Raw genomic sequence first — 25419 nt, 5'->3', positions numbered from 1 at the left:
AAACGCTTTTAGCCGAACCCTTCGGGCAGCGTTTGCTGGGCATTTCTACTACGTTATCGGCTTCTCATGTAGGCTAGTTACACATCGACGCCTCTGCCTTGTATAAATGTCCAGCAACTCGCTGCAAAAATCAGCTCGAAAGATCAACACGGCCTAAAGTCATGCCGTTAACGCTTGGTGGATAAGGCTTTATTATCGATTAAGTCATTGTGAAATCGTTTATTCGAACGGGTTTATGGCCGATAATCGTGAAGCCAGAAAGCAGTCTATCAAGCTCGAATTGAGTTAGGGTAAACACCTCATTTTTCTCTTTTGATGGCCACTTGAACTTGGCTTTTTCGAGGCGTTTATACCAAAGAGCAAAGCCAGTTTTATCCCAGTACAATACCTTGATTTTGTCACGCTGTTTATTGGTGAACAGGAACAGTGCGCCGCTTGCCAAGGGTAAGTCGGTGTCACTTTCGATAATCGCAGCAAGACCATTGATCGACTTTCTAAAATCGACGCTGTCACGATATAGATAAACCTCTGGAGCGCTGAGCATACGTTTCATGATAGCGCACCGATGAGTTCTGCGAGATAGACCGCTGGCGTGCCTTGTGGAATGCTCAGCTCAACATCATTGACTAGCAGCGTCATGTTAGCCGTTGCTACTTGAGCTTGATACTTTGTTGTCTTTTCGACGACTTCAGCTCGGATAAAGCCTAGAGATATGTCCGTTTTATTGAGTTGCTGGCGCTTGGCATAGAACGTTGAGGGATTGAGTTCATTGAGCTTACAAAACGCGAGTGTCGACAGTGAACTCGATTCAGATTGCTCGATAAGCGTTTGCCATTCTTGATTGGTGCGTCGTTTTCCCATTTCAAATCTCCTTATGGTTGGAGACTTGATCTTATTCTTCGCGCTAGGCGATTAGAATGCGGGGTTTATGACGCGCTTACTTTTGATCGTGTTGCCTGTGTGCTATTGCAGGTTACGAAGTAATTGACGCTGTTAAGAAGTTGGAGGTAGCACAGAATAAACCACGCCATCTTTCGGTTTTCCGTTAAATATAAATCGATTCTTGGCAATGGTTTCTCGCTCGGCTCCACACTTCTCTATCAGTTTTTGGCTTGGTAGATTCGCGGTATCACAGACAATCTCTAAGCGCGTTAGTTTTAGCTGTGCGAAGCAAAATTCAAATAAAGCCAACATGGCTTCGCGGGCGATCCCTTGTCGCTGAAACTCATCACCAACCCAATACCCTAAACTGGCCATGTTAAAGGTGTGATAAAGCTCATTGATAGCGACCATACCGACCAACTTATTGCTTTTTCGCTCAAAGATACCAAAGCCAAACGCATCGGCTTTAACCCAGTTTAATCGGGTCGCCACGATGAACTTCTCCGCTTCGACGATCGAAAATTGATCGTGACACCAATCAATCCATGGCAACAAGCTAGGTGAAGATTGAATCAATCGAGAAAACTCCGAAGCATCTGAGGTTTCAATAATTTTGAGGCTGAGGTTGTGGGTATTGATTTGAAAGTCAGGGATCATAGCAAGTACCAAATAAGGGGAAAATAATAGGCAAGGATCCAAACATAAGCACGATAGAAGAAAACGCCCTCACAGTGGAGGACGTTATAAAGCATAGGGCAATGCTAACTCTATATACAGTGCTTGCTCTGCATTGATGAGAATCGAGGTTGTTACTCTTGCTCCACGCGACGTACTTGAATCACCATGCCAAGCAGCGGGTGGTCAAGGTAGTGAGTCTCGGTACTGCGCATACGACGTTTTTGGTCCATTCGGTAGCTTTTTAGGAACTCTTCGACTTCAACCGTCGGAGAAATTTCGGTGAGATTACCCACTTGAACGTTGTTTTCCGCCCCACTCACTGGAGAATCAAGTTCAATTGCTTGGTCTTGTAAAGTGACCTCACGAACGCTTGGTGCTTTCAAATCTAATGTAGTTTCAGCGTATAAATAGTGCTGAACGTAGATCTGTAGCTTACCGTCTAATTCGTATAGCGGCTTATCAATGCTCTCTTCTTGGAAGCCATCAGCTGTTGCTGCGGTCATGCTGCCTTTCTCAGAACCATCAGCATTGAAATCTTTGGAGAAGTCTTTACCTGCTTGAATGTGGAAAACAGGTGCAGCGCGCTTACCTTGGTCACCTTGGCGCCAAGCAGTGTGCATCAGTACTTCAAAGCCTGCATGCTTGTTCAATTTATCTTTCTGAGGGGTGAGCTCGTATGCCGTTCTAGGCAACATCTCTACGCCTTTACTTGCTCGGTATTGACCATCTTGAAATGAACCAACGCGCTCAAGTGAAATATCAGGCTGGGTGTTTGGCCAAGACTCGTTCACCTTTTCTGCATCAACCGCGCGCTTAAAAATGATCACTTCTATATCAAATTGTCTCTGCGCCAAAGTTGGCAGTGAAACGAACAATAGTAGCAGTGGGATCAGTCTTTTCATTTTTACTCCGTCTTCCAGCCGACCTATCGGCTGGATAATTTATAGATACTGAGAATTGGGTCGACTCTAAGCCGAAGGCAGCAGGTTTTGTCTGAATTCGCCCAATAAATCACTCACAAATTGGATTCGTTTCCGTCTGTCGACTAATGGAATCGTAAACTTGAACTTAGTTGGTCCTTCCATTGAAAACTTTTGTGGTTGAGATTGCAACAGTTTAACAAGGTAGGCTGGGTTTATGTCAGCATCTGGGTAGAATTCTAAGAATCCGCCCTTATCGTGTGCCTCGATTTTCTTGGCTTTGATAGCCGCGGCGGCTAACTTGAGCTCTGAAACCGACAGCAAGTTTTTGGTTGCGTCAGGAAGGATTCCAAAGCGATCAATCAGCTCGACTTTTAGTTCCGCTAATTCGTCGCCATCGCTCACGCTTGCTATACGCTTATAAGTAGACAAACGCGTATTGATGTCTGGGATGTAGTCATCGGGCAATAGCGCAGGCAGACGCATCTCAATCTCCGTTTGTTCACGCAGCAGATCATCAAGCGATGGCTCTCGACCTTCTTTCAATGCCTCTACCGCTTGTTCAAGCATCTCCATGTACAGTGTAAAACCTACCGACTGGATTTGACCACTCTGCTCGTCACCCAATAATTCACCTGCGCCACGGATCTCTAAGTCATGGGTTGCGAGAGTAAAACCCGCGCCCAAGTCTTCAAGAGAAGCAATCGCATCCAATCGCTTGATTGCATCTTTAGTCATGGCTTTAGGGTGCGGCGTTAACAAGTAAGCATAAGCTTGGTGGTGAGAGCGCCCCACACGGCCACGCAATTGGTGCAACTGCGCTAAACCAAGGTTATCGGCTCTGTCCATTAAGATGGTATTGGCCGTCGGTACGTCGATACCGGTTTCGATGATGGTGGTACAAACCAGTAAGTTAAAGCGCTGGTGGTAGAAATCATTCATGATGCGTTCTAGTTCGCGCTCTCGCATTTGGCCATGAGCCACGGTGACACGCGCTTCTGGAATCAATTTTTGCAGTGATTCGGCGGTTTTTTCAATCGTGTCGACTTGGTTATGAAGGAAGTAAACCTGACCACCACGCATGATTTCACGCAGCACCGCTTCTCTAACGATCGCATCATCACTCTCGCGAACGAAGGTTTTGATGGATAAGCGGCGGGCGGGTGGTGTGGCGATGATCGACAAATCACGCATACCACTCATTGCCATGTTCAGCGTTCTCGGAATTGGCGTGGCGGTGAGCGTAAGGATATCGACATCCGCGCGCATTGCTTTCACTTTTTCTTTCTGGCGCACACCGAATCGGTGTTCTTCATCGACAACCAATAAGCCAAGGTCTTTAAATTGAATATCACTCGAAAGCAGCTTATGAGTACCCACCAAGATATCGACCTTGCCGTCGGCGACATCTTGCATGATTGATTTCTGTTCTTTAGCTGATTTAAATCGCGACAGTACTTCAACGCGTATCGGCAAGTTGGCGAAACGGTCGCGGAAGTTCTCGAAGTGTTGCTGAGCCAGTAGGGTAGTGGGTACCAATACCGCCACTTGCTTACTGTTGTCGGTACAAACGAACGCCGCGCGCATTGCGACTTCGGTTTTACCAAAGCCAACGTCACCACACACTAAGCGATCCATGGCTTTGGCTTGGCACATGTCAGACATTACAGCATTGATAGCCATGGCTTGGTCATCGGTTTCTTCAAACGGAAAGCCAGATTTAAAGGTGGCGTATTGACCTCGGTCGAGAGCAAATTTATAGCCAGGTTTGAGCTCACGCTTAGCGTAAACATCAAGTAGCTCTGCTGCAACATCACGGACTTTCTCAGCGGCACGTTTACGAGCTTTTTGCCACGCTTCACCACCGAGTTTGTGCAGCGGTGCAGAATCTTCAGCACCACCAGAGTAGCGGCCGATTAAATTCAAAGAGGCAACCGGCACGTAGAGCTTGGCATCGTTTTGATACTCAAGCGTCACGTATTCGGTTTTCATGCCACCGGCTTCGAGGGTTTGCAGGCCGATGTAGCGACCAATACCGTGGTCGATATGCACCACAGGTTGACCCGGTTTAAGCTCCGCTAAGTGGCGAATTACAGTGTCGCTGTTAACGCTTTTTTTATCTTTCTTACGGCGCTGAACAACGCGATCACCCAACAGGTCGCTTTCACAGATAAGAGCGATATTTTGCTCTTGGTGGATAAAGCCATGCTCAGCAGAGCCGAGTATCAAGCTGAATTTGTTTTTGTCCTTGATCGCTGCGTCGAGATTTTCATTTTCGCTTGGACGCAGTTTGATGCCTCGAAGCAATTCACTCAGTGCTTCACGGCGACCTTCAGACTCAACCGAAAAGACCACTTTGCCGTCGAAGGCCTCTGTGAACTTTCTTAGGTTTGCGAGTGGCTCTTTATTCTGATGTTGAACACTGAGATCAGGTAAAGACACAAGCGGAAGGTTGGTGCGGCCGGCTTTCTCTTCAATTGAATCTACGCTCAGATTGACCTGTGGCTTTCGTTTGAAGTGCGCAAACAGTTCATCTTTTTTCAGCCACAGCTGTTCTGGTGCCAGCAGTGGGCGCAGTGGATCAACGCCGCGCTGTTCGTATCGATGAGCTACATCAGTAAGGAAAGTATCAACCGCGGTTTCGATATCCCCTAGCACCAAGAGCTGCGATTCATCGGCAACATAATCAAATAAGGTTTCAGTATGGTCGAAGAACAGTGGCTGCCAATATTCAATACCTGCAGGCCAAGTGCCTTTTGAAACCTGCATATAGATAGATTCAGGCTCACGGCGGGCATCGAACTGTTGACGCCAACGAATACGGAAATCTTCAATCGCCGTTTCCGAGGTTGGGAACTCATGAGCTGGTAGCAGTCGAATCTCAGCGATGTCTTCGATAGAACGTTGGTTCTCCGGATCGAAGGTGCGGATGGTATCGATCTCGTCATCGAAAAAATCGATGCGATACGGGTCTTTGCTGCCCATCGGGAATAGATCAAGAATAGAACCACGGCTTGCGTATTCACCCGGGCCAAACACTTGGTCAACGTAGCGGTAGCCGGACTTTTCAAGCTGAAGGCGCAGCTTCTCTAATGAGTACAGGTCGCCCGTTTTAACCATCAGCGTATGTTGCAATAAAAAGTCACGTGGCGACTGACGCTGCAATAGCGTGCTGATTGGCACGATCGTAATGCCATTTTTTAGCGTTGGCAGTGCATAAAGTCGCGCGATACGATCTGAGATGATCTCTTGGTGCGGTGAGAAGCTATCGTATGGCAGCGTTTCCCAGTCGGGGAATAACGCGACTTCATGAGCCGTAAATTGCTCAATTTCAGATTGAAGCTTAAGCGCCACTTGTGGATCAGGAACAGCCAATACGGTATGGCTGTTGTGTTGCTCTGCAAGTTTGGCTATAGCAAGCGCGAGAGACGAACCAATGAGGTTACCGATGTACTTTTTGTCACCGGCACCTTTGAGTGTAGGTAGGGTAAAAATGGGTTGTTTGGTCATGTTAATTTACTTGTTATCTCGTTCTAGAGAGCGTTGACGCAAGAGTTTCTGTTGTTGATGAAGGGCCGCTTTAATGAGCAGATCTTGGTCGGTATCGCGAAGGTGCGCATATTTAAATTTGATTTCAAAACCTGAGTCTTTCGCTTCGCTAGCAAACACCTCAGCATAGCAATAAATGGCTGCGGCAGGGTGTTCTAGGAACAGTTTGGCTTTTACCAAGCGACCCGGTTCGATGTCTTCTTTTGAAAAGCAGGAAAACTGACTCGCACCGAATGAGTAGGTGTGAGTACGAAACTTTTCTTCATCTTGCTGGGATAGCATAAAGCTTAGCAAGAGGTTTAATTTTGAGTTTTGGGCATCCAATAAACTGGTGACACTCTTCAAGTCACTGTTTTTCAGCTCTGCACGAGCGCTATCGGCTAACAGATCCAACTGGCTAAATTCACTGGCCACCACAAACGGCGCTGGGATCTCTGATTCAAATTGAATTTGTGAGGGTAAAGTGAAGTGACTTCCCATTGGCTCGATATTAGCAGCAAGGCTGTGGTGAACGGTGAAAAACTCTTGTTCTGTCATGCGTTAGTTCCTTGAGGTGATCTATTGATTATCGCTATGTGGCCGCAGTAATCAAGGTCAGTTAATTGAAAGTCGCAAATAGTTGTTTGAAACATCACTATTTGGCGGGGTTCTGTTTTTTAGGCCTAACTAATTGAGTTAATTCACTCTATATTTGCAATTTCCTACTACACAGTAACCACAATACCCGTTACATTAACCCGCATCCCTTTTTGATGGTTCAAAGTATGTTTCATCCTATTTCTATGTTTGTTGGCCTGCGTTATTTGAAAGGCCGTTCAGGTGATCGCTTTAGCCGTTTTGTTTCTTATATGTCGACAGCGGGTATCACCATTGGTGTGTTGTCTTTGATTACTGTTTTATCGGTAATGAACGGATTCGAAGCGCAGTTAAAAGATCGAATTCTTGGCGTTCTTCCTCAAGCGGTGGTTTATGAGCAAGGAGGATCGACATCGCTTTCTGAACAAGCGCCCAGCTTTGCACGACAAATGTCGCTCAATGGTCATGTAGAGCCGATTGTCCGTAGTGAGGCGGTGGTTCAGAGTCCAGCTCAATTATCCGCTGGGCTTTTGATTGGTATTGAACCTAATTCAGATGATCCTCTTAACCATCATTTGATGGCAGGTCGATTGTCTTCACTCAACGCTGGACAGTATCAATTGTTTCTCGGTCATACCTTGGCGAGAGATTTGAAAGTATCCATGGGAGACAAAGTTCGTTTAATGGTGACCAGCGCTAGCCAATACACACCACTGGGGCGTATTCCTAGCCAACGAAATTTCACCGTAGCCGGTATCTTTAATACGGGTTCGGATATTGATGCTCAGCTCATGGTCAGCAACATTCAAGATGCAGGTCGCTTGATGCGCTATAAGTCAGACACGATTTCAGGCTGGCGATTGTTTTTTGATGACCCGTTTGAAGTCGCGGAGCTATCAAATCAACCGTTGCCAGATGGCTGGTTGTGGAGTGATTGGCGTGACCAGCGCGGCGAGTTGTTCCAAGCCGTTCGTATGGAAAAGAACATGATGGGCTTGATGCTTGGGCTGATCATCGGTGTTGCTGCATTCAATATAATCTCTGCGCTGATTATGGTGGTAATGGAGAAGCAATCTGAAGTCGCGATTCTTAAAACCCAAGGCATGAGCGATGGTCAAGTGATGGGCATCTTTATGGTTCAAGGTGCAAGTAGCGGTGTGATTGGCGCGCTATCGGGTGGCGTGTTAGGCGTTGTCTTGGCTATGAACTTGAATACTATTTTAGAGGTGATGGGCGTTGCTCTGTTCTCATTTGGAGGGCAATTACCCATCATGATTAATCCAATTCAAATCGCTGTTGTTGTGGTTTTGGCTATTGCACTTAGCCTGATTGCCACTGTATTCCCTTCTTATCGAGCATCGTCTGTGAAACCTGCTGAGGCCCTTCGTTATGAGTAATTTTCTTCAATGTAATGATATCCGTAAAACGTACCGTGAAGGCTCGTTAGATACTGAGGTACTCAAAGGGGTCAGCTTTGAAATCGAAAAGGGTGAGCTAGTAGCTATCATCGGCACCTCTGGCTCAGGTAAAAGCACTTTACTGCATATTTTAGGGGCGTTAGATGACGCCTCAGAAGGCAGTGTGAGTTTCCTTGGTCAGGACTTAGCCTCTTTAAGTTCGAATAAACAGGCGAAGCTTCGTAACCAGCACCTTGGTTTTGTGTACCAGTTCCATCATCTTCTTTCTGATTTCTCAGCGTTAGAAAACGTGGCAATGCCGCTGCTTATTGGTGGTGAAAAGCCAGCGAAAGCGAAACAAGAAGCACAGCGTTTGCTTGATAAAGTTGGGTTAAGCCATCGTGTTGATCACCGACCTTCAGAACTTTCCGGAGGCGAAAGGCAACGTGTGGCGATTGCTCGTGCATTGGTGAATAAGCCGGCTTTGGTTTTGGCGGATGAACCAACAGGTAACCTTGACCACACCACCGCACTTTCTATTTATGATTTAATGCGTGAATTGAATCGTGAGTACGATACTGCCTTTTTGGTTGTGACTCACGATGGTGAACTGGCTGGTAAGATGGATCGCCAACTTCACATGCAAGATGGTTTACTGGTCAACGTAGAAAAAGAGGAGAGCTAAGTGTTTTGTTCTTTATCTCTATTGATCGGCGGCCGATTTAGCCGTGCGAAACAACGAGACAAGATGGTGTCGTTCATCTCTTTGTCTTCGACGATTGGTATTGCAGTCGGCGTTGCGGTGATCATTATCGGTTTATCTGCCATGAATGGCTTTGAGCGAGAGCTTGAATCCCGAGTGCTTTCTGTCATTCCTCATGCTGAATTTGAGGGCGTAAATGAACCTGTGGCCGACTGGGAGCACGTGATTGAGCAGTCGGTAAAGCACGACAAAGTCGTGGCGGCAGCACCTTATGTGAAAATTACAGCGCTTGCTGAAAAGGGCAAAGAGCTTAAAGCCATTGAAGTTCGAGGTGTTGACCCGCAACGAGAGCATCAAGTATCTAGGCTCTCGAGTTTTATCGATCAGCAAGTTTGGAGCGAGTTTAAGGCAGGGCAGCAGCAAATTATCTTGGGCTCAGGTGTCGCCAATGTATTGGGTGCGAAAGTTGGGGATTATCTGACCTTGATGATCCCAACGGTTAATGGCTCGGTGAAGGTTCAGGCACCAAAGCGCGTCCGAGTTAAAGTGGCTGGCTTGTTGACCTTAAATGGACAGATAGACCACAGTTTGGCGTTGATCCCGATTGGTGATGCTCAAGTGTATGCAAACTTAGGCGAAGCGGTAACTGGAGTCTCTTTAAAAGTAACCGATGTGCTGAATGCGAACGATATTGTGCGTGAGGTGGGGAATCAGCTTGATGTGTATGTGTACCTGCGTAGCTGGCAGCAAAAGTTTGGCTTCTTATATCGAGATATCCAACTGGTTCGTACCATTATGTATCTAGTCATGGTATTGGTTATCGGTGTGGCGTGTTTCAACATTGTCTCGACCTTAATGATGGCTGTAAAAGACCGGGCATCAGAGATCGCGATTCTAAGAACGATGGGGGCATCGGACGGACTCGTGAAACGCATCTTTGTTTGGCAAGGTGTGTTTTCTGGCGTACTAGGCAGTTTAGTCGGGAGTGCGATAGGTGTGTTAGTAGCACTCAATCTCACCACGTTAATCAAAGGGCTCGAAAAGTTAGTCGGGCATCAGTTTTTGTCTGGCGATATTTACTTTGTTGATTTCCTGCCTTCGCAACTGAATATGACGGATGTAATGGTGGTTTCAGGTACAGCAATTATGCTGAGCTTACTAGCGACATGGTATCCAGCTTCGCGAGCCGCCAAGCTAAATCCCGCTTCGGTACTGAGTTCGAAATAACCAGTGAGCTGCTCTTCAAGTCGTTAGTCGTTCTCCAAGCGATAAAAAGACAACCAATATAAAAAGGATCCCACAAGGGATCCTTTTTTATTGAATTCAATTCACACTTATTGCGACTTTGGTTACATACCAATATGGCAGAGTTCAGTGGTTGCTCTGACTTTTTGCTTGTGTACGTTTTATGACAAGTGCTTACAAGGGTAGATTGAATAACAAGGATAAATTGTTCAGTACCTTGCTTGTCGTTTCTTCCAACTTCTTACTACTGAGTAACGCCATAACCCACGAATACTAAAGTAGCCAATCATTGCTGAAACAAGACCACAGATTAAACAGCCTAATAAAAATGGCGGTCCGATGGTGCTCATTTGCGCCAATATGAAATCCCAAGACAGTTCGAAATGAAACTCTTGAGGTGGTACGCGCATGACAAACGCGCCGACTTTATAAGCAAAGTAGAACAATAGTGGCATGGTCACTGGATTGCTGATCCAAACTAGAGTCACCGCTAATGGGAGGTTTACACCGCATGCGATAGCAAGGCCAGCAGCCATGATCATTTGACTGGGTAGAGGGACAAACGCCATGAATAACCCGACTGCGAAGGCACCAGCCGCCGAGCGACGATTAAGACACCATAAGTTAGGGTTGTACAGCATATTGCCAAAAACTCTCAATGCTTTCTGACGCTTAATTAGCTCATGGTCAGGCATAAATCGTTTGATAAACTTTCTTGGCATAGGAGGCAGTTACTCTCTTGTTTAACTCTTGGTTCTTGATTTCATTTGCTGTGACAATTATGTCAGCGAGCTTTTGGCCTGTGATGCCTCATTGGGCTTGGTCACTGTTCATGTTATTGATACTTTTTATATCAATAAACTATAGCGTTTTCCGGTGTGCAAGAGGTCCAGCAACAGCATTGATACTAGTTATCTGCCTAGGGAATGCGATTGAAATACAAACGAGTCGATTGTTCCAATCAGGGCAGAATACTACCATAAATGCATCGGTTGTTAGCCTTTTTAGTGAAAATAGCCACGGCTATGAAAGTGTAATAGTAGCTAGATCAATTGGAGGCGAAAAATTAATCTTCCCGCCATTGATAAAATTGCGTTTGTTTACTCCTTTCAAGTTAACGCTCGGCGATAATGTCTATTTATCGGTGTCAATAAAACCAGTCTGGGGCAAGTTGAATGAAGCGGGCTTTGATTCGGAAAAACATCTGTTTAGCTCTGGCATTGTCGCGAACGCCACATACCGAGCTGGTACTCGATATCGAATTCATTCGATTGCTCACTGGCGAGCAACGTGGTTTGCAAGCAGCCTTAGCTATTTAGAAAATCTGGCCAACAGTGATCTCATTTTAGCCTTGAGTTTTGGTTATCGAGATTTCATTTTGCCTGAACGATGGGATTTACTTAAAAGCAGTGGTTTGATCCACTTGGTGGCGATTTCAGGTCTTCATATTGGTATTGCTTTTGGTATTGGCTATCAATGGGGGAAGCTAGTTCGGTTATTGTTTCCGCCATTGCTTTGGTTGCCCACGTTTTTCGGCTTAGGACTTGCCTATTTTTACAGCTGGTGTGCTGGGTTTACTTTACCAACCCTCAGGGCGTTAGTGATGTGCGTTATCGCGAGCTATTTCTTGTGGCGCGGGCAAAGTATCAGTTTGGTGCGGTATGTTGCATTGAGCTTATGTATTGTGCTGCTAGTTTGGCCTTTTTCAGCATTGTCGAGTAGCTTCTGGCTGTCCTTTGGTGCTTTAGGTGCCGTTCTTTATATCGCAATGAATCTTGGTTCATTTTCCTCAAAACGCCCGCTCATGAGTCGAGTGTCAACACTCATAAAAACCCAATTAATGCTGACGTTGCTGATCGCACCCTTGTCGATGCTGTTTTTCAAAGGAGTGAGTTTAGTCTCGCTGTTTTACAATTTACTTCTTTTACCTTGGGTATCGATGGTCACAATCCCACTGCTGTTTCTGGCAATGTTTATCAGTTTATTCTCCGGCTCGATGTTTGCGGTGAGTGAGTTAGCCGCTTTCGCCAGCGGCTTGAGTAAAACGTTGTGGATATTGGTTGATTTGTCGCTTGAACCTCTGATTATTAGCCTTCCTTTTTCTGAGCGATTCTGGGTTCAAGTTGATGAGTTTACAATTGGATTATCTGTCTCCCTCATTTTATTTATGATCTTTGTTAGTCGCTATCTTAAACGTGTGCTATCGACACTGGTCATCGCAGTGTTCGTGTTGTGGTGGGAGTTTGACCAACATGCACAAGGGAGGTTTACCATCGATATCTTGGATGTCGGCCATGGCCTTTCGTTAGTGATAGAAAAGAACAATCAGATTGTCGTTTACGATCTTGGCAATGCATGGCCGGGAGGCTCGATTGTCGAATCTTTGTTAATTCCGACCTTAAACCTGAGGGGAATCAATGAAGTCGGCGGTGTGATTATCAGTCATTTTGATTCGGATCATGCCGGTGGCTATTCGGCGCTGCTTACTCATTACACGCCGAAATGGATAAGAGCCAGTCAACGCATTAATACGCCAATAGGCGTTAATATTAGAGAATGTACAGCGGGAGAGGTGTGGCATTGGCAAGGCTTGAAGTTTGATGTTTTATGGCCTCCGCAATCTGTTAAGAGGGCGTATAATCCACACTCTTGTGTCGTTAGGATTTCTGAACCCAACTCAACATTTTCGATGCTACTCACGGGGGATATTGAATTGATTAGTGAGTGGTTGCTTGCCAGACAAGGTGAGCGACTCAACAGCGATATTATGCTTGTCCCACATCATGGTAGCAGCTCATCGTCTACAACGCAGTTAGTTAAGGCTGTTTCACCTCAGTTAGCGATCGCATCATTAGCTAAAGGTAATCAATGGGGAATTCCGAATGAATCGGTGATTGAACGCTATCAGCAAGTAGGAAGCGCTTGGCTTGATACAGGAGAAAGCGGACAAATAACCATCACCGTTACTCGGGAAGGTTGGAAATATCATACGATTAGGGAAGAACAAGGCTGGCAGTGGTATAGGCAGATGCTTCGTAAGGGAGTAGAATAGATAGATTATTGTGAGAAAATGAAGCGATTCTATGTCAACTCAAACAGATGAAACTACCTGGGTCACATTTAAAAGACTTTGGACTTATATTCGACTGTATAAGGCCGGCCTTGGTGTTGCGGTTATTGCACTTATTATCAATGCCGCCTCTGATACTTATATGATTTCATTATTAAAGCCGCTGCTTGATGAAGGCTTTGGTAGCGCTGAGTCAGACTTCCTACGTACACTTCCTCTCATTATTTTTGCCATGATGTTCATTCGTGGTGTCAGCGGTTTTGTGTCAACCTATTGTTTGAGCTGGGTTTCAGGCAACGTCGTGATGAAAATTCGTCGCAAAATATTTAGCCATTTTATGCATATGCCAGTGTCTTTTTTTGATAAAGAACAGACGGGTGCTCTGCTGTCTCGAATTACTTACGATTCTGAACAAGTCTCTGCTGCAACCAGTAAGGCGTTAGTCAGCATTGTGCGTGAAGGGGCAAGCATTATCGGCTTGCTGACGCTGATGTTTTGGAACAGCTGGCAATTGTCTTTGGTGCTATTCGTGGTCGCCCCTGTTGTAGCTTGGGCCATTACGATTGTTTCGAAGCGATTTAGAAAAATCTCTAAGAATATGCAAACCAGTATGGGACGCGTTGCTTCTTCATCAGAACAAATGCTAAAGGGGCATAAAGTTGTCCTTACCTATGGTGGGCAGGAGCTTGAAAAACACCGCTTTGATAAAGTTAGCAACCAGATGCGTCAACAGAGCATGAAATTGGTGACCGCTCAAGCCGCTGCGAACCCGATCATCCAGATGATAGCGTCGGTGGCGATTGTGGCAGTTCTGGTACTCGCGAGTGTCGATTCTATTAAGGCTGAGTTGACTCCCGGTACTTTTACGGTTGTGTTCTCTGCGATGTTTGGCCTAATGCGCCCGCTAAAAGCGTTAACAAACGTTACTTCTGAATTCCAACGCGGTATGGCAGCCAGTACCACTCTATTTGGGTTGATGGACTTAGATACTGAACAAAACAAGGGCACGTTGAAGCCTGAAGCCGTGATTGGCGATGTCGCAGTAAAAGAGGTCACATTTACTTATGAGGGTGCCGAGAAACCGGCGCTTGATAAGGTGAGCTTTAATATACCGAAAGGCAAGACTGTCGCACTGGTTGGTCGCTCAGGTTCGGGTAAGAGTACTATTGCTAATTTGTTCACGCGTTTTTATGACGTCGATTCAGGTTCAATTGAACTTGATGGCCACGATATTCGTGATTACGAATTGAGAAATCTACGTGAGCATTTTGCTCTTGTTTCTCAAAATGTGCACCTGTTCAATGATACCGTCGCGAACAATATCGCGTACGCTGCAGAAGAAAAATATTCACGTGAGCAGATCGAACACGCTGCTAAACTGGCTCACGCCAGTGAGTTTATCGAACGTATGGAAAATGGTATTGATACAGTCGTTGGTGAAAATGGTGCGAGTTTATCAGGGGGGCAAAGGCAACGTATTGCGATTGCACGTGCTCTATTAAGAGATGCACCTGTCTTGATCCTTGATGAGGCCACATCTGCGCTAGATACCGAGTCAGAAAGAGCGATTCAATCAGCACTTGAAGAGTTACAAAAGGATAAAACAGTACTGGTTATCGCTCACAGGCTATCAACCATTGAGCAAGCCGATGAAATCTTAGTTGTTGATGACGGTCAAATTGTAGAAAGAGGGGCACACGCTGAGCTCATTACACTGGATGGTGCTTATGCGCAACTGCACCGAATTCAGTTCAGCGGATAGGATTAGTCTTGTTGTGATTGAAAAGATTTGGTTTAACAATCATCCGTTAAAGTATCTTCTTTGGCCGCTATTGTGGCCATTGAGTTTGCTGTTCAAGATGATCAGTGGTCAGCGTCGTGAAGCTTATCTGTCGGGTAAAAAAGAAACCTACCGCCCGCCTTTACCTGTGATTGTCGTTGGTAATATTACCGCCGGTGGCAATGGCAAAACGCCTGTGGTGATTTGGCTAGTTGAAATGCTTCAAGCCAACGGTTTTAAGCCAGGGGTCGTTTCTCGAGGTTATGGAGCCAAAGCGCCAAGCTATCCACTGGTATTAGATGAAAATACGCCAGTAGCACACTCTGGTGATGAACCTCGATTGATCCGAAAGCGAACCGGCGCGCCAGTAGCGGTTGATCCTATACGCGCAAACGCGGTCAAAGCTTTGTTGAGCGAAGGTGTTAACGTCATCATCACTGACGACGGGCTACAGCATTATGCGCTTGAACGCGATATTGAATTTGCGGTTATCGACGGCGCAAGACGCTTTGGTAGCGAGAGTTTGATTCCTTTAGGCCCACTAAGAGAGCCTGTGTCTCGTCTCGATGATGTGGATTTTTTGGTTAATAATGGTGGCAAAGCTCAAGGGCGAGAGCTTTCAATGTCCTTGTTACCAAGCCAAGCGATTAATCTAAAGACAGGTCAGAAAAGATCGGTAGCAGAGCTGAAAAAACTGGTGGCTTTTGCTGGCATTGGCCACCCGCCACGCTTCTTTAAAACATTAGACGATCTTGATGGTGATGTGGTTTTCACACAGGGCTTTGCCGATCATCAAGATTTTGACAAAGATGAACTTCACGCCTTAGCGAACAAAGGTATGAATATAATTATGACAGAAAAAGACGCTGTAAAGTGCGAACAATATGCTCAAGATAACTGGTGGTATCTTCCTGTTTCTGCGCAGTTTGATGAAGATTCGCAACAGCAAATTTTAAAAAGAATAAAAGAGGTTATGGAATACTATGGATCACCGTCTGCTTGAGATTGTTGCTTGCCCAGTGTGTAAAGGTAAACTTACTTTTGATAAAGATAAGCAAGAGCTTGTTTGTAAAATTGATCGTCTAGCTTACCCAATAAAAGAGGGTATTCCAGTTCTTCTTGAACCCGAAGCTCGCACTATTTCAATGGATGAGGGAAAGTAATGTCTTATACGGTTGTTATACCAGCAAGATACCAATCGAGTCGTTTACCAGGGAAACCACTCGCTGACATCGGTGGCAAGCCGATGATTCAATGGGTATACGAACAGTCGATGAAGGCGGGTGCTGACAAGGTTATTATCGCTACCGATGATGTTCGAGTTGAAAAAGCAGCCAAAGCATTCGGTGCAGACGTGTGTATGACATCGCCGAATCACGAATCAGGCACTGAGCGGCTAGCTGAAGTGATTGATGTAATGAAGATTCCTGATGATCATATTATCGTGAATGTACAAGGGGATGAGCCACTGATCCCGCCAGCAATCATCAATCAAGTCGCGAACAATCTTGCGAACTGCACTGCACCGATGGCAACGTTAGGTGTCGAAATCACTCATGCCGATGAAGTGTTTAACCCTAACGCTGTGAAAGTCGTGACCGACAAAGACGGTTATGCCCTGTTTTTTAGCCGAGCGACTATCCCTTGGGATCGCGACGCATACGCCAACAATGGTACTGCTGCTGAATTTCCTTTGCTTCGTCATATTGGTGTCTATGCTTACCGAGCAGGTTTTATCAACACCTATATCAATTGGGAACCTAGTACCCTTGAGCGTATTGAGTGCTTGGAGCAATTGCGAGTGCTATGGTACGGGGAAAAAATTCACGTAGACGTTGCAGTTGAAGCTCCAGCTGCTGGAGTTGATACCCCCGAAGACCTAGAAGCCGTTCGAGCCATTATTGGTTTAAGCGCTTAGATGCAATAACACCTCAAGCCTCACTTATCGTGAGGCTTTTTGGTTGTCTAAGGGGCATATGTATACATGAATAGTATAAGGTAATGAATATTGAGCCAGTTGCATTAATGATTCCACCATCAACATGGAATTATCTGAGATTTACCTCGCTCGAGTTTCAATTTTTCTTTATAATATGCCCCCTATAAAGTAGTGGCCAACAGCTAGTACGGAATGAAAACTTACGACGAAACGTGGAGTAAAAGATGCCTTCTCAAAGCCCTGTGATTACGGTTGATGGACCAAGTGGAGCCGGTAAAGGTACCCTATGCATGTTGCTAGCGGATAAGCTAGGCTTTCATCTTCTAGACTCGGGGGCGATCTATCGCGTACTGGCTTTAGCGGCAATTCACCACGGTGTTGATACTGAATCAGAAGATGCTTTAGTACCGCTTGCTACTCACTTAGACGTACAATTTATTGCTGAAGGTGACTTAGTGAAGGTTATCTTAGAAGGCGAAGATGTGTCTGGTGAACTTCGTAAAGAAGAGACTGGTATGGCGGCATCAAAAGTGGCTGCTTTACCTCGCGTTCGTGAAGCACTACTTCGTCGTCAGCGCGCATTCAGCGCAGCACCTGGTTTGGTTGCTGATGGCCGTGACATGGGAACGGTTGTGTTTCCTAAAGCGGAAGCAAAAATATTTTTAGATGCAAGTGCAGAAGAGCGTGCGAGTCGCCGTCTTAAACAGTTGCAACAGAAGGGGTTAGATGTTAGATTTGACGACCTTTTGAGCGAGATCCAAGAGCGAGACGATCGAGATCGTAATCGCCCAGTGGCGCCACTTCGCCCTGCAGAGGATGCTCTAGTGCTTGATTCCACCTCAATGAATATTGAACAGGTAGTTGAAAAAGCACTACACTATATTGAATCGAAACTGGTTGGGTAATTCTACTCAGCTGGCAAGAACGTTGGTCGCAAGGATGATGACTGGCGAATTTATCAACCCCATGCGGTAGGATACCCATGGACGTTTAATTATTGAAGATTAAATAATGACTGAATCTTTTGCTCAACTCTTTGAAGAGTTTCTAAACGAAACAGAATTCCAACAAGGCAGCATCGTTAAAGGTACTGTAGTAGCTATCGAGAACGGTTTCGTTCTTGTAGACGCTGGTCTTAAGTCTGAATCTGCTATCCCTGCTGAACAATTCAAGAACGCTGCTGGCGAACTTGAAGTTGAAGTTGGTGCTGAAGTAGACGTAGCTCTAGACGCTGTTGAAGATGGTTTCGGTGAGACTCAACTTTCTCGTGAGAAAGCTAAGCGTCACGAAGCTTGGATCGTACTTGAGAAAGCTTGTGAAGAAGCTGAAACTGTTGTTGGTATCATCAACGGTAAAGTTAAAGGCGGTTTCACTGTTGAACTAAACGGTATCCGTGCTTTCCTTCCAGGTTCTCTAGTAGACGTACGTCCTATCCGTGACACTGCTCACCTAGAAAACAAAGAGCTAGAGTTCAAAGTAATCAAGCTAGACCAGAAGCGTAACAACGTTGTTGTTTCTCGTCGTGCTGTTATCGAATCTGAGAACAGTGTTGAGCGTGACGAACTTCTTGAAACTCTACAAGAAGGTACTGAAGTTAAAGGTATCGTTAAGAACCTTACTGACTACGGTGCATTCGTTGACCTTGGCGGTGTTGACGGTCTTCTACATATCACAGATATGGCTTGGAAGCGCGTTAAGCACCCATCAGAGATCGTTAACGTTGGTGACGAAATCCTAGTTAAAGTTCTTAAGTTCGATCGTGAGCGCACTCGTGTTTCACTAGGTCTTAAGCAACTTGGCGAAGATCCATGGGTAGCAATCGCTAAGCGTTACCCAGAAGGTCACAAGCTTTCTGGTCGTGTTACAAACCTAACTGACTACGGCTGCTTCGTTGAAATCGAAGAAGGCGTTGAAGGTCTAGTACACGTTTCTGAAATGGATTGGACTAACAAGAACATCCACCCTTCTAAAGTTGTTAATGTTGGCGACGAAGTTGAGGTTATGGTTCTTGATATCGACGAAGAGCGTCGTCGTATCTCTCTAGGTCTGAAACAGTGTAAAGCTAACCCATGGCAGTCATTTGCAGAAATGCAAGCTAAGGGCGACAAAGTTACTGGTAAGATCAAGTCTATCACTGACTTTGGTATCTTCATCGGTCTAGAAGGCGGTATCGACGGTCTAGTACACCTATCTGACATTTCTTGGAATGCTGCAGGCGAAGAAGCTGTACGTGAATACAAGAAAGGCGACGAAATCTCTGCTGTAGTTCTAGCAGTAGATGCAGAGCGTGAGCGTATTTCTCTTGGCGTTAAGCAAATGGAAAACGACCCGTTCAACGCATACGTTGCTGACAACAAGAAAGGTGTTCTTGTAAACGGTACTGTTACTGCAGTTGACGCGAAAGGCGCTACTATCGAGCTAATCGAAGGCGTTGAAGGTTACATCCGCGCTTCTGAAGTATCTCGCGATCGTATCGAAGATGCATCTCTAATCCTAAGCGTTGGCGACAGCGTTGAAGCGAAGTTCACTGGTGTAGACCGTAAGAACCGCGTAATCAACCTATCTATCAAAGCTAAAGATGAAGCTGATGAGCAAGAAGCAATGGCTTCACTGAACAAGTCTGATGAAGGCGCGTTCGGTAACGCAATGGCAGACGCATTCAAAGCTGCTAAAGGCGAATAATAGCTTCTCATTAAGAGAATTATAGCTATCTAGCCAAGAAAGGAGCCGTAAGGCTCCTTTTTTTTTGCTTATTTTTCCGATAGGTCTATAATTTCTAAAAAGAAAACCAACGAGGGTAACTATGACTAAGTCTGAATTGATTGAAAGACTGTGCGCTGAGCAAACGCACCTTTCTGCAAAAGAAATTGAAGACGCTGTAAAGGATATTTTAGAGCACATGGCTTCAACACTAGAAAGTGGTGATCGAATCGAAATTCGTGGCTTTGGCAGTTTTTCTCTGCATTATCGTGAACCTCGTGTCGGACGCAACCCTAAGACGGGTGACAAGGTTGAGTTAGAAGGTAAATACGTTCCTCACTTTAAACCGGGCAAAGAGCTACGTGAACGAGTGAACTCAGGAATGTAGTATACTTATCGGAATCAAGAAAGCGGCATACTGTAGTGTATGCCGCTTTTTTATGACCATAATATGGTGGTCTGATTAGTAATTTTCCTGCATAATCGTACAGTTAACTAATCAATGAGTGATGAACTATGAAAATTATAAAAATAGTCGCCGTTATCGCACTTTTCCTAATTGCATTGGCTTTAGGCTCTCAAAACCAAACGATCGTGAACTTCAACTATTTGCTAGCACAAGGTGATTTCCACCTATCCAGTCTGCTAGGCGTTGTTTTTATATCGGGTTTTGCCCTTGCTTGGTTAGTCTTTGGCAACATGCATATGCGTTCTCAGTTGAAAATTCATCGCTTGAAGAAGCAACTCAATAAGCAATCAAAGCAGGTAGCTGCTGACACTAAAGCTTAAAGGCTATATTTGATGTTAGAGTTACTGTTCTTATTGTTACCTATTGCAGCTGCATACGGCTGGTATATGGGTAATCGTAATGCTCAGCAAGAAAAACAAAAACAATCCCATCAGATTTCCCGCCAGTATGTTACGGGTTTGAACCTATTACTGTCAGACCAATCTGACAAGGCAGTCGATCACTTTATCGAGTTACTCCAAGTCGACAATGAAACCATCGATACTCACTTGGCCTTGGGCAATTTGTTCCGATCAAGAGGAGAAGTTGACCGAGCGATTCGTATTCACCAAAACCTTATCTCTCGCTCGGGGCTCACTCTCGATCAGAAAAACCTCGCACTGCAACAGCTGGCGAAAGACTATATGGTTTCAGGCTTTCTTGACCGCGCCGAAAAAATCTTCGAGCAATTAGTCGAAGAGCCCGATCATAAAGAGGGTGCTTTACAGCAACTCGTTGCTATTTATCAGCAAACGCGCGAGTGGAACAAAGCCATTCATTATGGAAACATTTTAGTTAAGCTCGGTAAGAAAAAAATGAAAATGCGAGCGACGGTCGCGCATTTTTGGTGTGAACTTGCGATGCAAGAACAAGCTGATGGTAATCGTGCGAAAGCGCTTCAATACTTTAAGAAGGCGTTGTCTGAAGACCCTAAGTGTGTCCGTGCCAGTATTGCTTTGGGTAAGTTTCACTTAGCTAATGAAGAGTACCAAAAGACCATTACTTGTTTAGAGTCGGTGCTTGATCAAGACATTGACTTTATTAGTGAAGTATTACCAACCCTGGCAGAGTGTTATCACAAACTTGGACAAGAAGCGCAGTTGGTCGAATTTCTTAAAGCTTGCATCCAAAAGAAAGCGGGTGTTTCGGCAGAACTGATGTTAGCGCAACTCGTTGCTCATCACGAAGATCTTGGCTCAGCTCAAGAGCTATTAACAAAGCAGCTTGTTAAAAACCCAACCATGAAAGGCTTCTATCGATTGATGGATTACCACCTTGCTGAAGCTGAGGAAGGTCGTGCCAAAGAAAGCTTAACCACGCTTCAATCCATGGTTGGTGAGCAATTAAAAGTGAAGCCGCATTATCGTTGTCATAAATGTGGTTTTTCGACCCACTCAATGTACTGGCATTGTCCTTCATGTAAAGGGTGGGGAACGATCAAGCCTATTCGTGGGCTTGACGGCGAATAGTGGTATGGTCATTTTTAGACCAAATTATTGATTGCAGCTTTCGGGCTGCATTTTTATGATTGTTATTTGTCACCTGTTTGGCTGAATAAATAATTTTAGTAATTTAACTGTGTTAGGAAATGTAATGAACGACCAAAAAATCATTGTAGCATTGGATTATGATAACCAAGCGGATGCGTTAGCCTTTGTCGATCGTATTGACCCTGCATCATGCCGCCTGAAAGTGGGCAAAGAGATGTTTACCCTATTTGGTCCTGAGTTTGTTCGTGAGTTACATAAGCGTGGCTTCTCCGTATTCTTAGACCTTAAATTTCATGACATCCCGAACACATGTTCAAAAGCCGTCCGTGCAGCGGCTGAGTTGGGTGTATGGATGGTCAACGTACATGCAAGCGGCGGTGAGCGTATGATGAGCGCTTCTCGCGAAATCTTAGAACCGTATGGTAAAGATCGTCCGCTGTTAATCGGTGTAACGGTATTAACCAGTATGGAGCAATCTGACCTTGCGGGTATCGGCTTAGATCTTGAGCCGCAACAGCAAGTGATGCGTTTGGCTTCTCTAACGAAAAACTCAGGTTTAGACGGTGTGGTATGCTCTGCTCAAGAGGCTTCTTTGCTTAAAGGTGCACTGGGTCAAGAGTTTAAGCTAGTGACCCCGGGTATTCGCCCTGTCGGTGCCGACGTTGGCGATCAGAAGCGCATCATGACGCCATCTAAAGCGATTGAGTCAGGTTCAGATTACCTAGTTATTGGTCGTCCTATTACTCAAGCTGTCGATCCTGCTGCTGTACTTGCAGAGATCAACGGTACGCTAGTTTAAGTCTATATTTAGATCGAGATATGAATAAAGAAGGCCAGAAAATTGTTGCTGGCCTTCATTTTGTAGTCTGGATTAGTATTAACTGGACTGAATGCTCAGTGTGGCGCTTAAACTGGAGCACCACTATGGAATTTGAAGTCACTGTCTTCTGAAGTGATAAGTTCGGCTTCTACTTTCGCAAAATGCGCAATACGCTCTGAAATATCTTTCCCTGCGACCTGCTCTGCTAGCTCGAGGTAATCTTGGTAGTGGCGAGCTTCTGATCGAAGTAGAGACACATAAAACTTCTCCATATCTTCTTCCAAGAAAGGAGCCAATTTGGCGAAGCGTTCACAAGAGCGAGCTTCAATAAAAGCGCCGATGATAAGTTTATCAACCAGAGCATCTGGCTCATAAGTTTTTACTTGCTTGATCAAGCCTTTTGCGTAGCGACCCGCCTCAATAGGTTGATAAATAACACTTTTCTTTTCCATTAATTCCATGACTTGATAGAAGTGATGCAATTCTTCTTTGATCAGAAGTACCATTTTATCGATTAGGTCAGTGCCATAATTACAGCCTTTTTTGGCGGTGATTTGCTTTGATACATTGCTTTTACCGCGCAGAGACTCTAAGTCTCCAATGCGGCGATACGCAAATTGCTCGTAGGGTAAAATCCACTCATTGAGCTGCTTAGCACTCTCTTTATCAACCGCATATTTACGAATCAAGAATAACGCACTCTGTGCCGCTTTGAGCTCGCACAACATGTGATCACGTAGAATGATATGGAGGTTTTCAGGCTTCTTGGCTTCATCTATCCATGAATCTGGCGTTTCAGCTTTGAGGAACGAGTGGATTGGAGTGAGTAGTTCTTGATACATGGGCAGGGCAAGCTTATTGATAATATTGGACTTTATTACAGCTTATAATATCCCTCTATGCAGGGAAAGGAAATTCAACCGTGCCAACTACTCTGGCAGAGAGGGAAAGGCCACCTATTTGATGTCAATAAGGAGGCCTTTAAGTATTGAGTTAGACCGTTACCATTTTTTCTTCTGGCCGAAGAGGGCGTCCATGTCGTCCTCACGCTCTTTAGACTCCATTTGCTGTAAATTTTGAGCGTTCTTGTCTTGGCGTTTTTGATCCAGTTCACTCAACATTTGCTGAAGTTTCTCTTTCGCTTGATTCGAGTATGAATCGTTTTTGGTCGCCAATGCATCAATACCTTTGCGCAGCAATTGAATGGCCGTTCCCGGCTGACCGCGAGATATTGAATCGTTCGCACGCTTGATAACATTTTCGATATTGATGCGGATTTGAATGGTTTCTAGGCGCGCGTTTTCTGCTACATAAGCCTGAGTTTCAAAACGACCTTTATTATGCTCATTACGAATCGTGTCGCGGAGGCGTTTAACGAGCTTAAGCATCATGATCGCTTGCTTATCACTACTCGGAACACGGAAAGCTGCGCTCTCACTACCTTGGTAGTTCTCTTTTAGCTGAGTGATTTGCTGTTTTACGCTATCTATCCTTTGCGGAAGCTGCTTGTTTTTTGAGTCGAGTAGATACATATTTTCAAGTGCATCGAGAATTCGGTTATTTAAGCATATAAGAAGGTCTTGGCTAAAAGGCATGTGGTGAGCATTGCCAATCAGATCTTCTGTTCCATCAATAATGGTCAGATATCGAGAAGCTTCCTGCTTCTTCGTGGTTTCTACCTTAACTTTGTATTGAAGCATGATGTTGTAACCTAAAACCAACACCAAAAGAATGGCGACTAAGGTAATAATTAAACCAATATTCATATGTTTGTGTCTGCTTGTTGTTTTCTATAGCTAACTGAATAGGATACACGATTTCATTATGTATCGGCACTCGTAAATGCAAATTTGATTATCTCTTGTTGCGCGTAATCGGCAATTAAAATTTGCCAATTATGGGTGAGAATGAGGGCTAGGTTGCAAAGGTACCTTCAAGTCTTGGTTTGTTACTTTCAAAAAGCTCAATTTTTCTGTCATTTTTTAGCTTGAAGCGTTATAACTAATAATTATATTAGATGAGTTAACTACGCTGTGTTTACAAATAAGTTAGCACAAAAATGAGTAAAGGATTACGAGGTTAGATATGAAATTACAGCAACTGAAGTACATTGTTGAGGTTGTAAACCATAACCTAAATGTTTCAGCGACAGCAGAGAGTTTATATACCTCTCAGCCCGGTATTAGTAAGCAAGTTAGATTGCTTGAAGATGAGTTGGGTATTCAGATCTTTGAGCGTAGTGGTAAACATCTAACTCAGGTAACCCAAGCCGGAGAGGATATTATTCGTATCTCTCAAGAGATTTTAGCGCGCGTTGAAAGTATTAAAGCGGTAGCCGGTGAGCATACCCATCCAGAGATGGGAACATTGAATATCTCAACGACTCATACGCAAGCTCGTTATGCTCTGCCTGATGTGATTAAAGGTTTCACGGCGCGCTATCCAAAAGTCTCACTTCATATGCACCAAGGCACGCCAAGTCAAATGTCAGAAGCCGTTGCTAAGGGAACCGCGAATTTTGCTATTGCAACGGAAGCGCTGCATCTGTATCAAGATGCGATAATGTTGCCTTGCTACCATTGGAATCGCTCAATTGTTGTGACAAAGGAGCATCCTTTGGCGCAAAAACGAAATATTACAATCGAGGATCTTGCTGCCTATTCTCTCGTGACTTACGTATTTGGTTTTACTGGGCGCTCAGAGTTAGATACCGCTTTCAACAAAGTTGGTTTAACACCACGTGTCGTGTTCACTGCAACGGATGCAGATGTCATCAAAACCTATGTTCGTATGGGTATTGGTGTTGGTGTTATCGCAAGTATGGCGATTGACCAATCACAAGATACCGATTTGGTTGCCATTGATGCGAGCCATCTGTTTGGTGCGAGTACGACTAGCATTGGCTTTAGAAAGGGGACCTTCCTACGCTCTTACATGTTTGATTTTATGGAGCGTTTTGCCCCTCATTTAACTCGCCCAGTGGTTGAGCAAGCCATTTCTCTAAAATCAAATAATGAAATAGAAGAGATGTTTAAAGATATCGAGCTGCCCGTTCGCTAGGTCTCAGTGTTTTTTCTCGATAGCTATCGGCCTGTTGTCAGGCCGTTTGTCGTTTTAGTCTGGCTTGCTATCTTACTGATAGCCAAGTCGCTTCTTTAATTA

Annotated in this window: 24 protein-coding genes; 15 read left to right on the top strand and 9 right to left on the bottom strand. The window is 44.9% G+C overall.

The window, feature by feature from the left end:
- Nucleotides 1–199 precede the first annotated feature (199 nt).
- From tnpB to Q1A70_RS02205, 6 genes are all read right to left on the bottom strand, one after another.
- Nucleotides 200–553, bottom strand: coding sequence for an IS66 family insertion sequence element accessory protein TnpB (gene tnpB, locus Q1A70_RS02230; protein ID WP_299686565.1), 354 nt, complete (start codon nucleotides 551–553; stop codon nucleotides 200–202).
- Nucleotides 550–861, bottom strand: coding sequence for an IS66 family insertion sequence element accessory protein TnpB (locus Q1A70_RS02225; protein WP_299686563.1), 312 nt, complete (start codon nucleotides 859–861; stop codon nucleotides 550–552). The genes tnpB and Q1A70_RS02225 overlap by 4 nt, the downstream gene beginning before the upstream one ends.
- A gap of 132 nt (nucleotides 862–993) precedes the next feature.
- Nucleotides 994–1539: a GNAT family protein gene (locus tag Q1A70_RS02220; RefSeq protein WP_299686561.1), complete on the bottom strand. Its 546-nt coding sequence runs from the start codon at nucleotides 1537–1539 to the stop codon at nucleotides 994–996.
- Between the two features lie 152 nt (nucleotides 1540–1691).
- A complete protein-coding gene (locus Q1A70_RS02215; protein WP_299686559.1) occupies nucleotides 1692–2462 on the bottom strand; it encodes a peptidoglycan binding protein CsiV in 771 nt (256 codons plus the stop codon).
- Nucleotides 2463–2528: 66 nt separating this feature from the next.
- Nucleotides 2529–5990 (bottom strand): transcription-repair coupling factor, encoded by a 3462-nt coding sequence (mfd, locus tag Q1A70_RS02210; RefSeq protein WP_299686557.1) that lies wholly within the window; start codon nucleotides 5988–5990, stop codon nucleotides 2529–2531.
- 6 nt (nucleotides 5991–5996) lie between these two features.
- Complete coding sequence (locus Q1A70_RS02205) at nucleotides 5997–6566, bottom strand: PilZ domain-containing protein (RefSeq protein WP_299686555.1); 570 nt, start codon at nucleotides 6564–6566, stop codon at nucleotides 5997–5999.
- Between the two features lie 227 nt (nucleotides 6567–6793).
- Between Q1A70_RS02205 and lolC the strand changes: the two genes are divergently transcribed.
- From lolC to lolE, 3 genes are read left to right on the top strand one after another with little or no spacing between them, the layout of a single operon-like run.
- Nucleotides 6794–8002, top strand: coding sequence for a lipoprotein-releasing ABC transporter permease subunit LolC (lolC, locus tag Q1A70_RS02200; RefSeq protein WP_299686553.1), 1209 nt, complete (start codon nucleotides 6794–6796; stop codon nucleotides 8000–8002).
- Nucleotides 7995–8687, top strand: coding sequence for a lipoprotein-releasing ABC transporter ATP-binding protein LolD (gene lolD / locus Q1A70_RS02195; RefSeq protein ID WP_299686551.1), 693 nt, complete (start codon nucleotides 7995–7997; stop codon nucleotides 8685–8687). Before lolC ends, lolD begins: the two co-directional genes overlap by 8 nt.
- A complete protein-coding gene (gene lolE, locus Q1A70_RS02190; protein WP_299686549.1) occupies nucleotides 8688–9932 on the top strand; it encodes a lipoprotein-releasing ABC transporter permease subunit LolE in 1245 nt (414 codons plus the stop codon).
- A gap of 227 nt (nucleotides 9933–10159) precedes the next feature.
- Here lolE and Q1A70_RS02185 read toward each other — a convergent pair whose 3' ends face one another.
- The gene (locus Q1A70_RS02185; protein WP_299686547.1) at nucleotides 10160–10672 is read right to left on the bottom strand and encodes a DUF2062 domain-containing protein; all 513 of its coding nucleotides are present in this window, start codon (nucleotides 10670–10672) and stop codon (nucleotides 10160–10162) included.
- 215 nt (nucleotides 10673–10887) lie between these two features.
- On the opposite strand from Q1A70_RS02185, the gene Q1A70_RS02180 reads away from it, so the two are divergent.
- The 11 genes from Q1A70_RS02180 to pyrF all read left to right on the top strand — a co-directional run bounded on the left by Q1A70_RS02180 (nucleotide 10888) and on the right by pyrF (nucleotide 22236).
- Nucleotides 10888–13002: a DNA internalization-related competence protein ComEC/Rec2 gene (locus tag Q1A70_RS02180; protein ID WP_299686571.1), complete on the top strand. Its 2115-nt coding sequence runs from the start codon at nucleotides 10888–10890 to the stop codon at nucleotides 13000–13002.
- A gap of 31 nt (nucleotides 13003–13033) precedes the next feature.
- Nucleotides 13034–14782 carry a lipid A ABC transporter ATP-binding protein/permease MsbA gene (gene msbA / locus Q1A70_RS02175; protein WP_299686545.1) on the top strand — a complete coding sequence of 583 codons (1749 nt, stop codon included), beginning with the start codon at nucleotides 13034–13036 and terminating at the stop codon, nucleotides 14780–14782.
- 13 nt (nucleotides 14783–14795) lie between these two features.
- A complete protein-coding gene (gene lpxK, locus Q1A70_RS02170; RefSeq protein ID WP_299686569.1) occupies nucleotides 14796–15803 on the top strand; it encodes a tetraacyldisaccharide 4'-kinase in 1008 nt (335 codons plus the stop codon).
- Complete coding sequence (locus Q1A70_RS02165) at nucleotides 15784–15963, top strand: Trm112 family protein (protein WP_299686543.1); 180 nt, start codon at nucleotides 15784–15786, stop codon at nucleotides 15961–15963. Before lpxK ends, Q1A70_RS02165 begins: the two co-directional genes overlap by 20 nt.
- Nucleotides 15963–16718 (top strand): 3-deoxy-manno-octulosonate cytidylyltransferase, encoded by a 756-nt coding sequence (gene kdsB, locus Q1A70_RS02160; protein ID WP_299686541.1) that lies wholly within the window; start codon nucleotides 15963–15965, stop codon nucleotides 16716–16718. The genes Q1A70_RS02165 and kdsB overlap by 1 nt, the downstream gene beginning before the upstream one ends.
- Before the next feature lie 245 nt (nucleotides 16719–16963).
- Nucleotides 16964–17644, top strand: coding sequence for a (d)CMP kinase (gene cmk / locus Q1A70_RS02155; protein WP_299686539.1), 681 nt, complete (start codon nucleotides 16964–16966; stop codon nucleotides 17642–17644).
- 106 nt (nucleotides 17645–17750) lie between these two features.
- Nucleotides 17751–19421, top strand: a complete 1671-nt coding sequence (rpsA, locus tag Q1A70_RS02150; protein WP_299686537.1) for a 30S ribosomal protein S1 — start codon at nucleotides 17751–17753, stop codon at nucleotides 19419–19421.
- Nucleotides 19422–19542: 121 nt separating this feature from the next.
- The gene (gene ihfB, locus Q1A70_RS02145) at nucleotides 19543–19827 is read left to right on the top strand and encodes an integration host factor subunit beta (RefSeq protein WP_017060238.1); all 285 of its coding nucleotides are present in this window, start codon (nucleotides 19543–19545) and stop codon (nucleotides 19825–19827) included.
- 128 nt (nucleotides 19828–19955) lie between these two features.
- Nucleotides 19956–20228, top strand: coding sequence for a lipopolysaccharide assembly protein LapA domain-containing protein (locus tag Q1A70_RS02140; RefSeq protein WP_299686535.1), 273 nt, complete (start codon nucleotides 19956–19958; stop codon nucleotides 20226–20228).
- Between the two features lie 12 nt (nucleotides 20229–20240).
- On the top strand, nucleotides 20241–21416 hold the full coding sequence (gene lapB / locus Q1A70_RS02135) for a lipopolysaccharide assembly protein LapB (RefSeq protein WP_299686533.1): 1176 nt from the start codon (nucleotides 20241–20243) through the stop codon (nucleotides 21414–21416).
- 124 nt (nucleotides 21417–21540) lie between these two features.
- Nucleotides 21541–22236, top strand: a complete 696-nt coding sequence (gene pyrF, locus Q1A70_RS02130) for an orotidine-5'-phosphate decarboxylase (RefSeq protein ID WP_299686531.1) — start codon at nucleotides 21541–21543, stop codon at nucleotides 22234–22236.
- Between the two features lie 107 nt (nucleotides 22237–22343).
- Here pyrF and miaE read toward each other — a convergent pair whose 3' ends face one another.
- The gene (gene miaE, locus Q1A70_RS02125; RefSeq protein ID WP_299686529.1) at nucleotides 22344–23099 is read right to left on the bottom strand and encodes a tRNA isopentenyl-2-thiomethyl-A-37 hydroxylase MiaE; all 756 of its coding nucleotides are present in this window, start codon (nucleotides 23097–23099) and stop codon (nucleotides 22344–22346) included.
- A 159-nt stretch (nucleotides 23100–23258) separates the two neighbouring features.
- Nucleotides 23259–24023, bottom strand: coding sequence for a DNA repair protein (locus Q1A70_RS02120; protein ID WP_299686527.1), 765 nt, complete (start codon nucleotides 24021–24023; stop codon nucleotides 23259–23261).
- 319 nt (nucleotides 24024–24342) lie between these two features.
- Here Q1A70_RS02120 and cysB point away from each other — a divergent pair, with 319 nt between their 5' ends.
- Nucleotides 24343–25317, top strand: a complete 975-nt coding sequence (cysB, locus tag Q1A70_RS02115) for an HTH-type transcriptional regulator CysB (protein WP_299686525.1) — start codon at nucleotides 24343–24345, stop codon at nucleotides 25315–25317.
- Nucleotides 25318–25419: the final 102 nt, after the last annotated feature.

It is taken from the genome of uncultured Vibrio sp. (assembly GCF_947488985.1).
Lineage (GTDB): Bacteria > Pseudomonadota > Gammaproteobacteria > Enterobacterales > Vibrionaceae > Vibrio.
The sequence above is the reverse complement of the archived record's forward strand: the minus strand, read 5'-3'. Positions and strand labels throughout refer to the sequence as shown.

Excerpts from the sequence above, each read along its gene's own strand:
- kdsB (WP_299686541.1), top strand. The coding sequence starts at position 15,963 with ATGTCTTATACGGTTGTTATACCAGCAAGATACCAATCGAGTCGTTTA.
- Q1A70_RS02225 (WP_299686563.1), bottom strand. The coding sequence starts at position 861 with ATGGGAAAACGACGCACCAATCAAGAATGGCAAACGCTTATCGAGCAA.
- cmk (WP_299686539.1), top strand. The coding sequence starts at position 16,964 with ATGCCTTCTCAAAGCCCTGTGATTACGGTTGATGGACCAAGTGGAGCC.
- rpsA (WP_299686537.1), top strand. The coding sequence starts at position 17,751 with ATGACTGAATCTTTTGCTCAACTCTTTGAAGAGTTTCTAAACGAAACA.
- Q1A70_RS02120 (WP_299686527.1), bottom strand. The coding sequence starts at position 24,023 with ATGAATATTGGTTTAATTATTACCTTAGTCGCCATTCTTTTGGTGTTG.
- lolD (WP_299686551.1), top strand. The coding sequence starts at position 7,995 with ATGAGTAATTTTCTTCAATGTAATGATATCCGTAAAACGTACCGTGAA.
- lolC (WP_299686553.1), top strand. The coding sequence starts at position 6,794 with ATGTTTCATCCTATTTCTATGTTTGTTGGCCTGCGTTATTTGAAAGGC.
- Q1A70_RS02140 (WP_299686535.1), top strand. The coding sequence starts at position 19,956 with ATGAAAATTATAAAAATAGTCGCCGTTATCGCACTTTTCCTAATTGCA.
- cysB (WP_299686525.1), top strand. The coding sequence starts at position 24,343 with ATGAAATTACAGCAACTGAAGTACATTGTTGAGGTTGTAAACCATAAC.
- mfd (WP_299686557.1), bottom strand. The coding sequence starts at position 5,990 with ATGACCAAACAACCCATTTTTACCCTACCTACACTCAAAGGTGCCGGT.
- Q1A70_RS02220 (WP_299686561.1), bottom strand. The coding sequence starts at position 1,539 with ATGATCCCTGACTTTCAAATCAATACCCACAACCTCAGCCTCAAAATT.
- lapB (WP_299686533.1), top strand. The coding sequence starts at position 20,241 with ATGTTAGAGTTACTGTTCTTATTGTTACCTATTGCAGCTGCATACGGC.
- miaE (WP_299686529.1), bottom strand. The coding sequence starts at position 23,099 with ATGTATCAAGAACTACTCACTCCAATCCACTCGTTCCTCAAAGCTGAA.
- Q1A70_RS02185 (WP_299686547.1), bottom strand. The coding sequence starts at position 10,672 with ATGCCAAGAAAGTTTATCAAACGATTTATGCCTGACCATGAGCTAATT.
- Q1A70_RS02165 (WP_299686543.1), top strand. The coding sequence starts at position 15,784 with ATGGATCACCGTCTGCTTGAGATTGTTGCTTGCCCAGTGTGTAAAGGT.
- tnpB (WP_299686565.1), bottom strand. The coding sequence starts at position 553 with ATGAAACGTATGCTCAGCGCTCCAGAGGTTTATCTATATCGTGACAGC.
- Q1A70_RS02205 (WP_299686555.1), bottom strand. The coding sequence starts at position 6,566 with ATGACAGAACAAGAGTTTTTCACCGTTCACCACAGCCTTGCTGCTAAT.
- Q1A70_RS02215 (WP_299686559.1), bottom strand. The coding sequence starts at position 2,462 with ATGAAAAGACTGATCCCACTGCTACTATTGTTCGTTTCACTGCCAACT.
- msbA (WP_299686545.1), top strand. The coding sequence starts at position 13,034 with ATGTCAACTCAAACAGATGAAACTACCTGGGTCACATTTAAAAGACTT.
- ihfB (WP_017060238.1), top strand. The coding sequence starts at position 19,543 with ATGACTAAGTCTGAATTGATTGAAAGACTGTGCGCTGAGCAAACGCAC.
- pyrF (WP_299686531.1), top strand. The coding sequence starts at position 21,541 with ATGAACGACCAAAAAATCATTGTAGCATTGGATTATGATAACCAAGCG.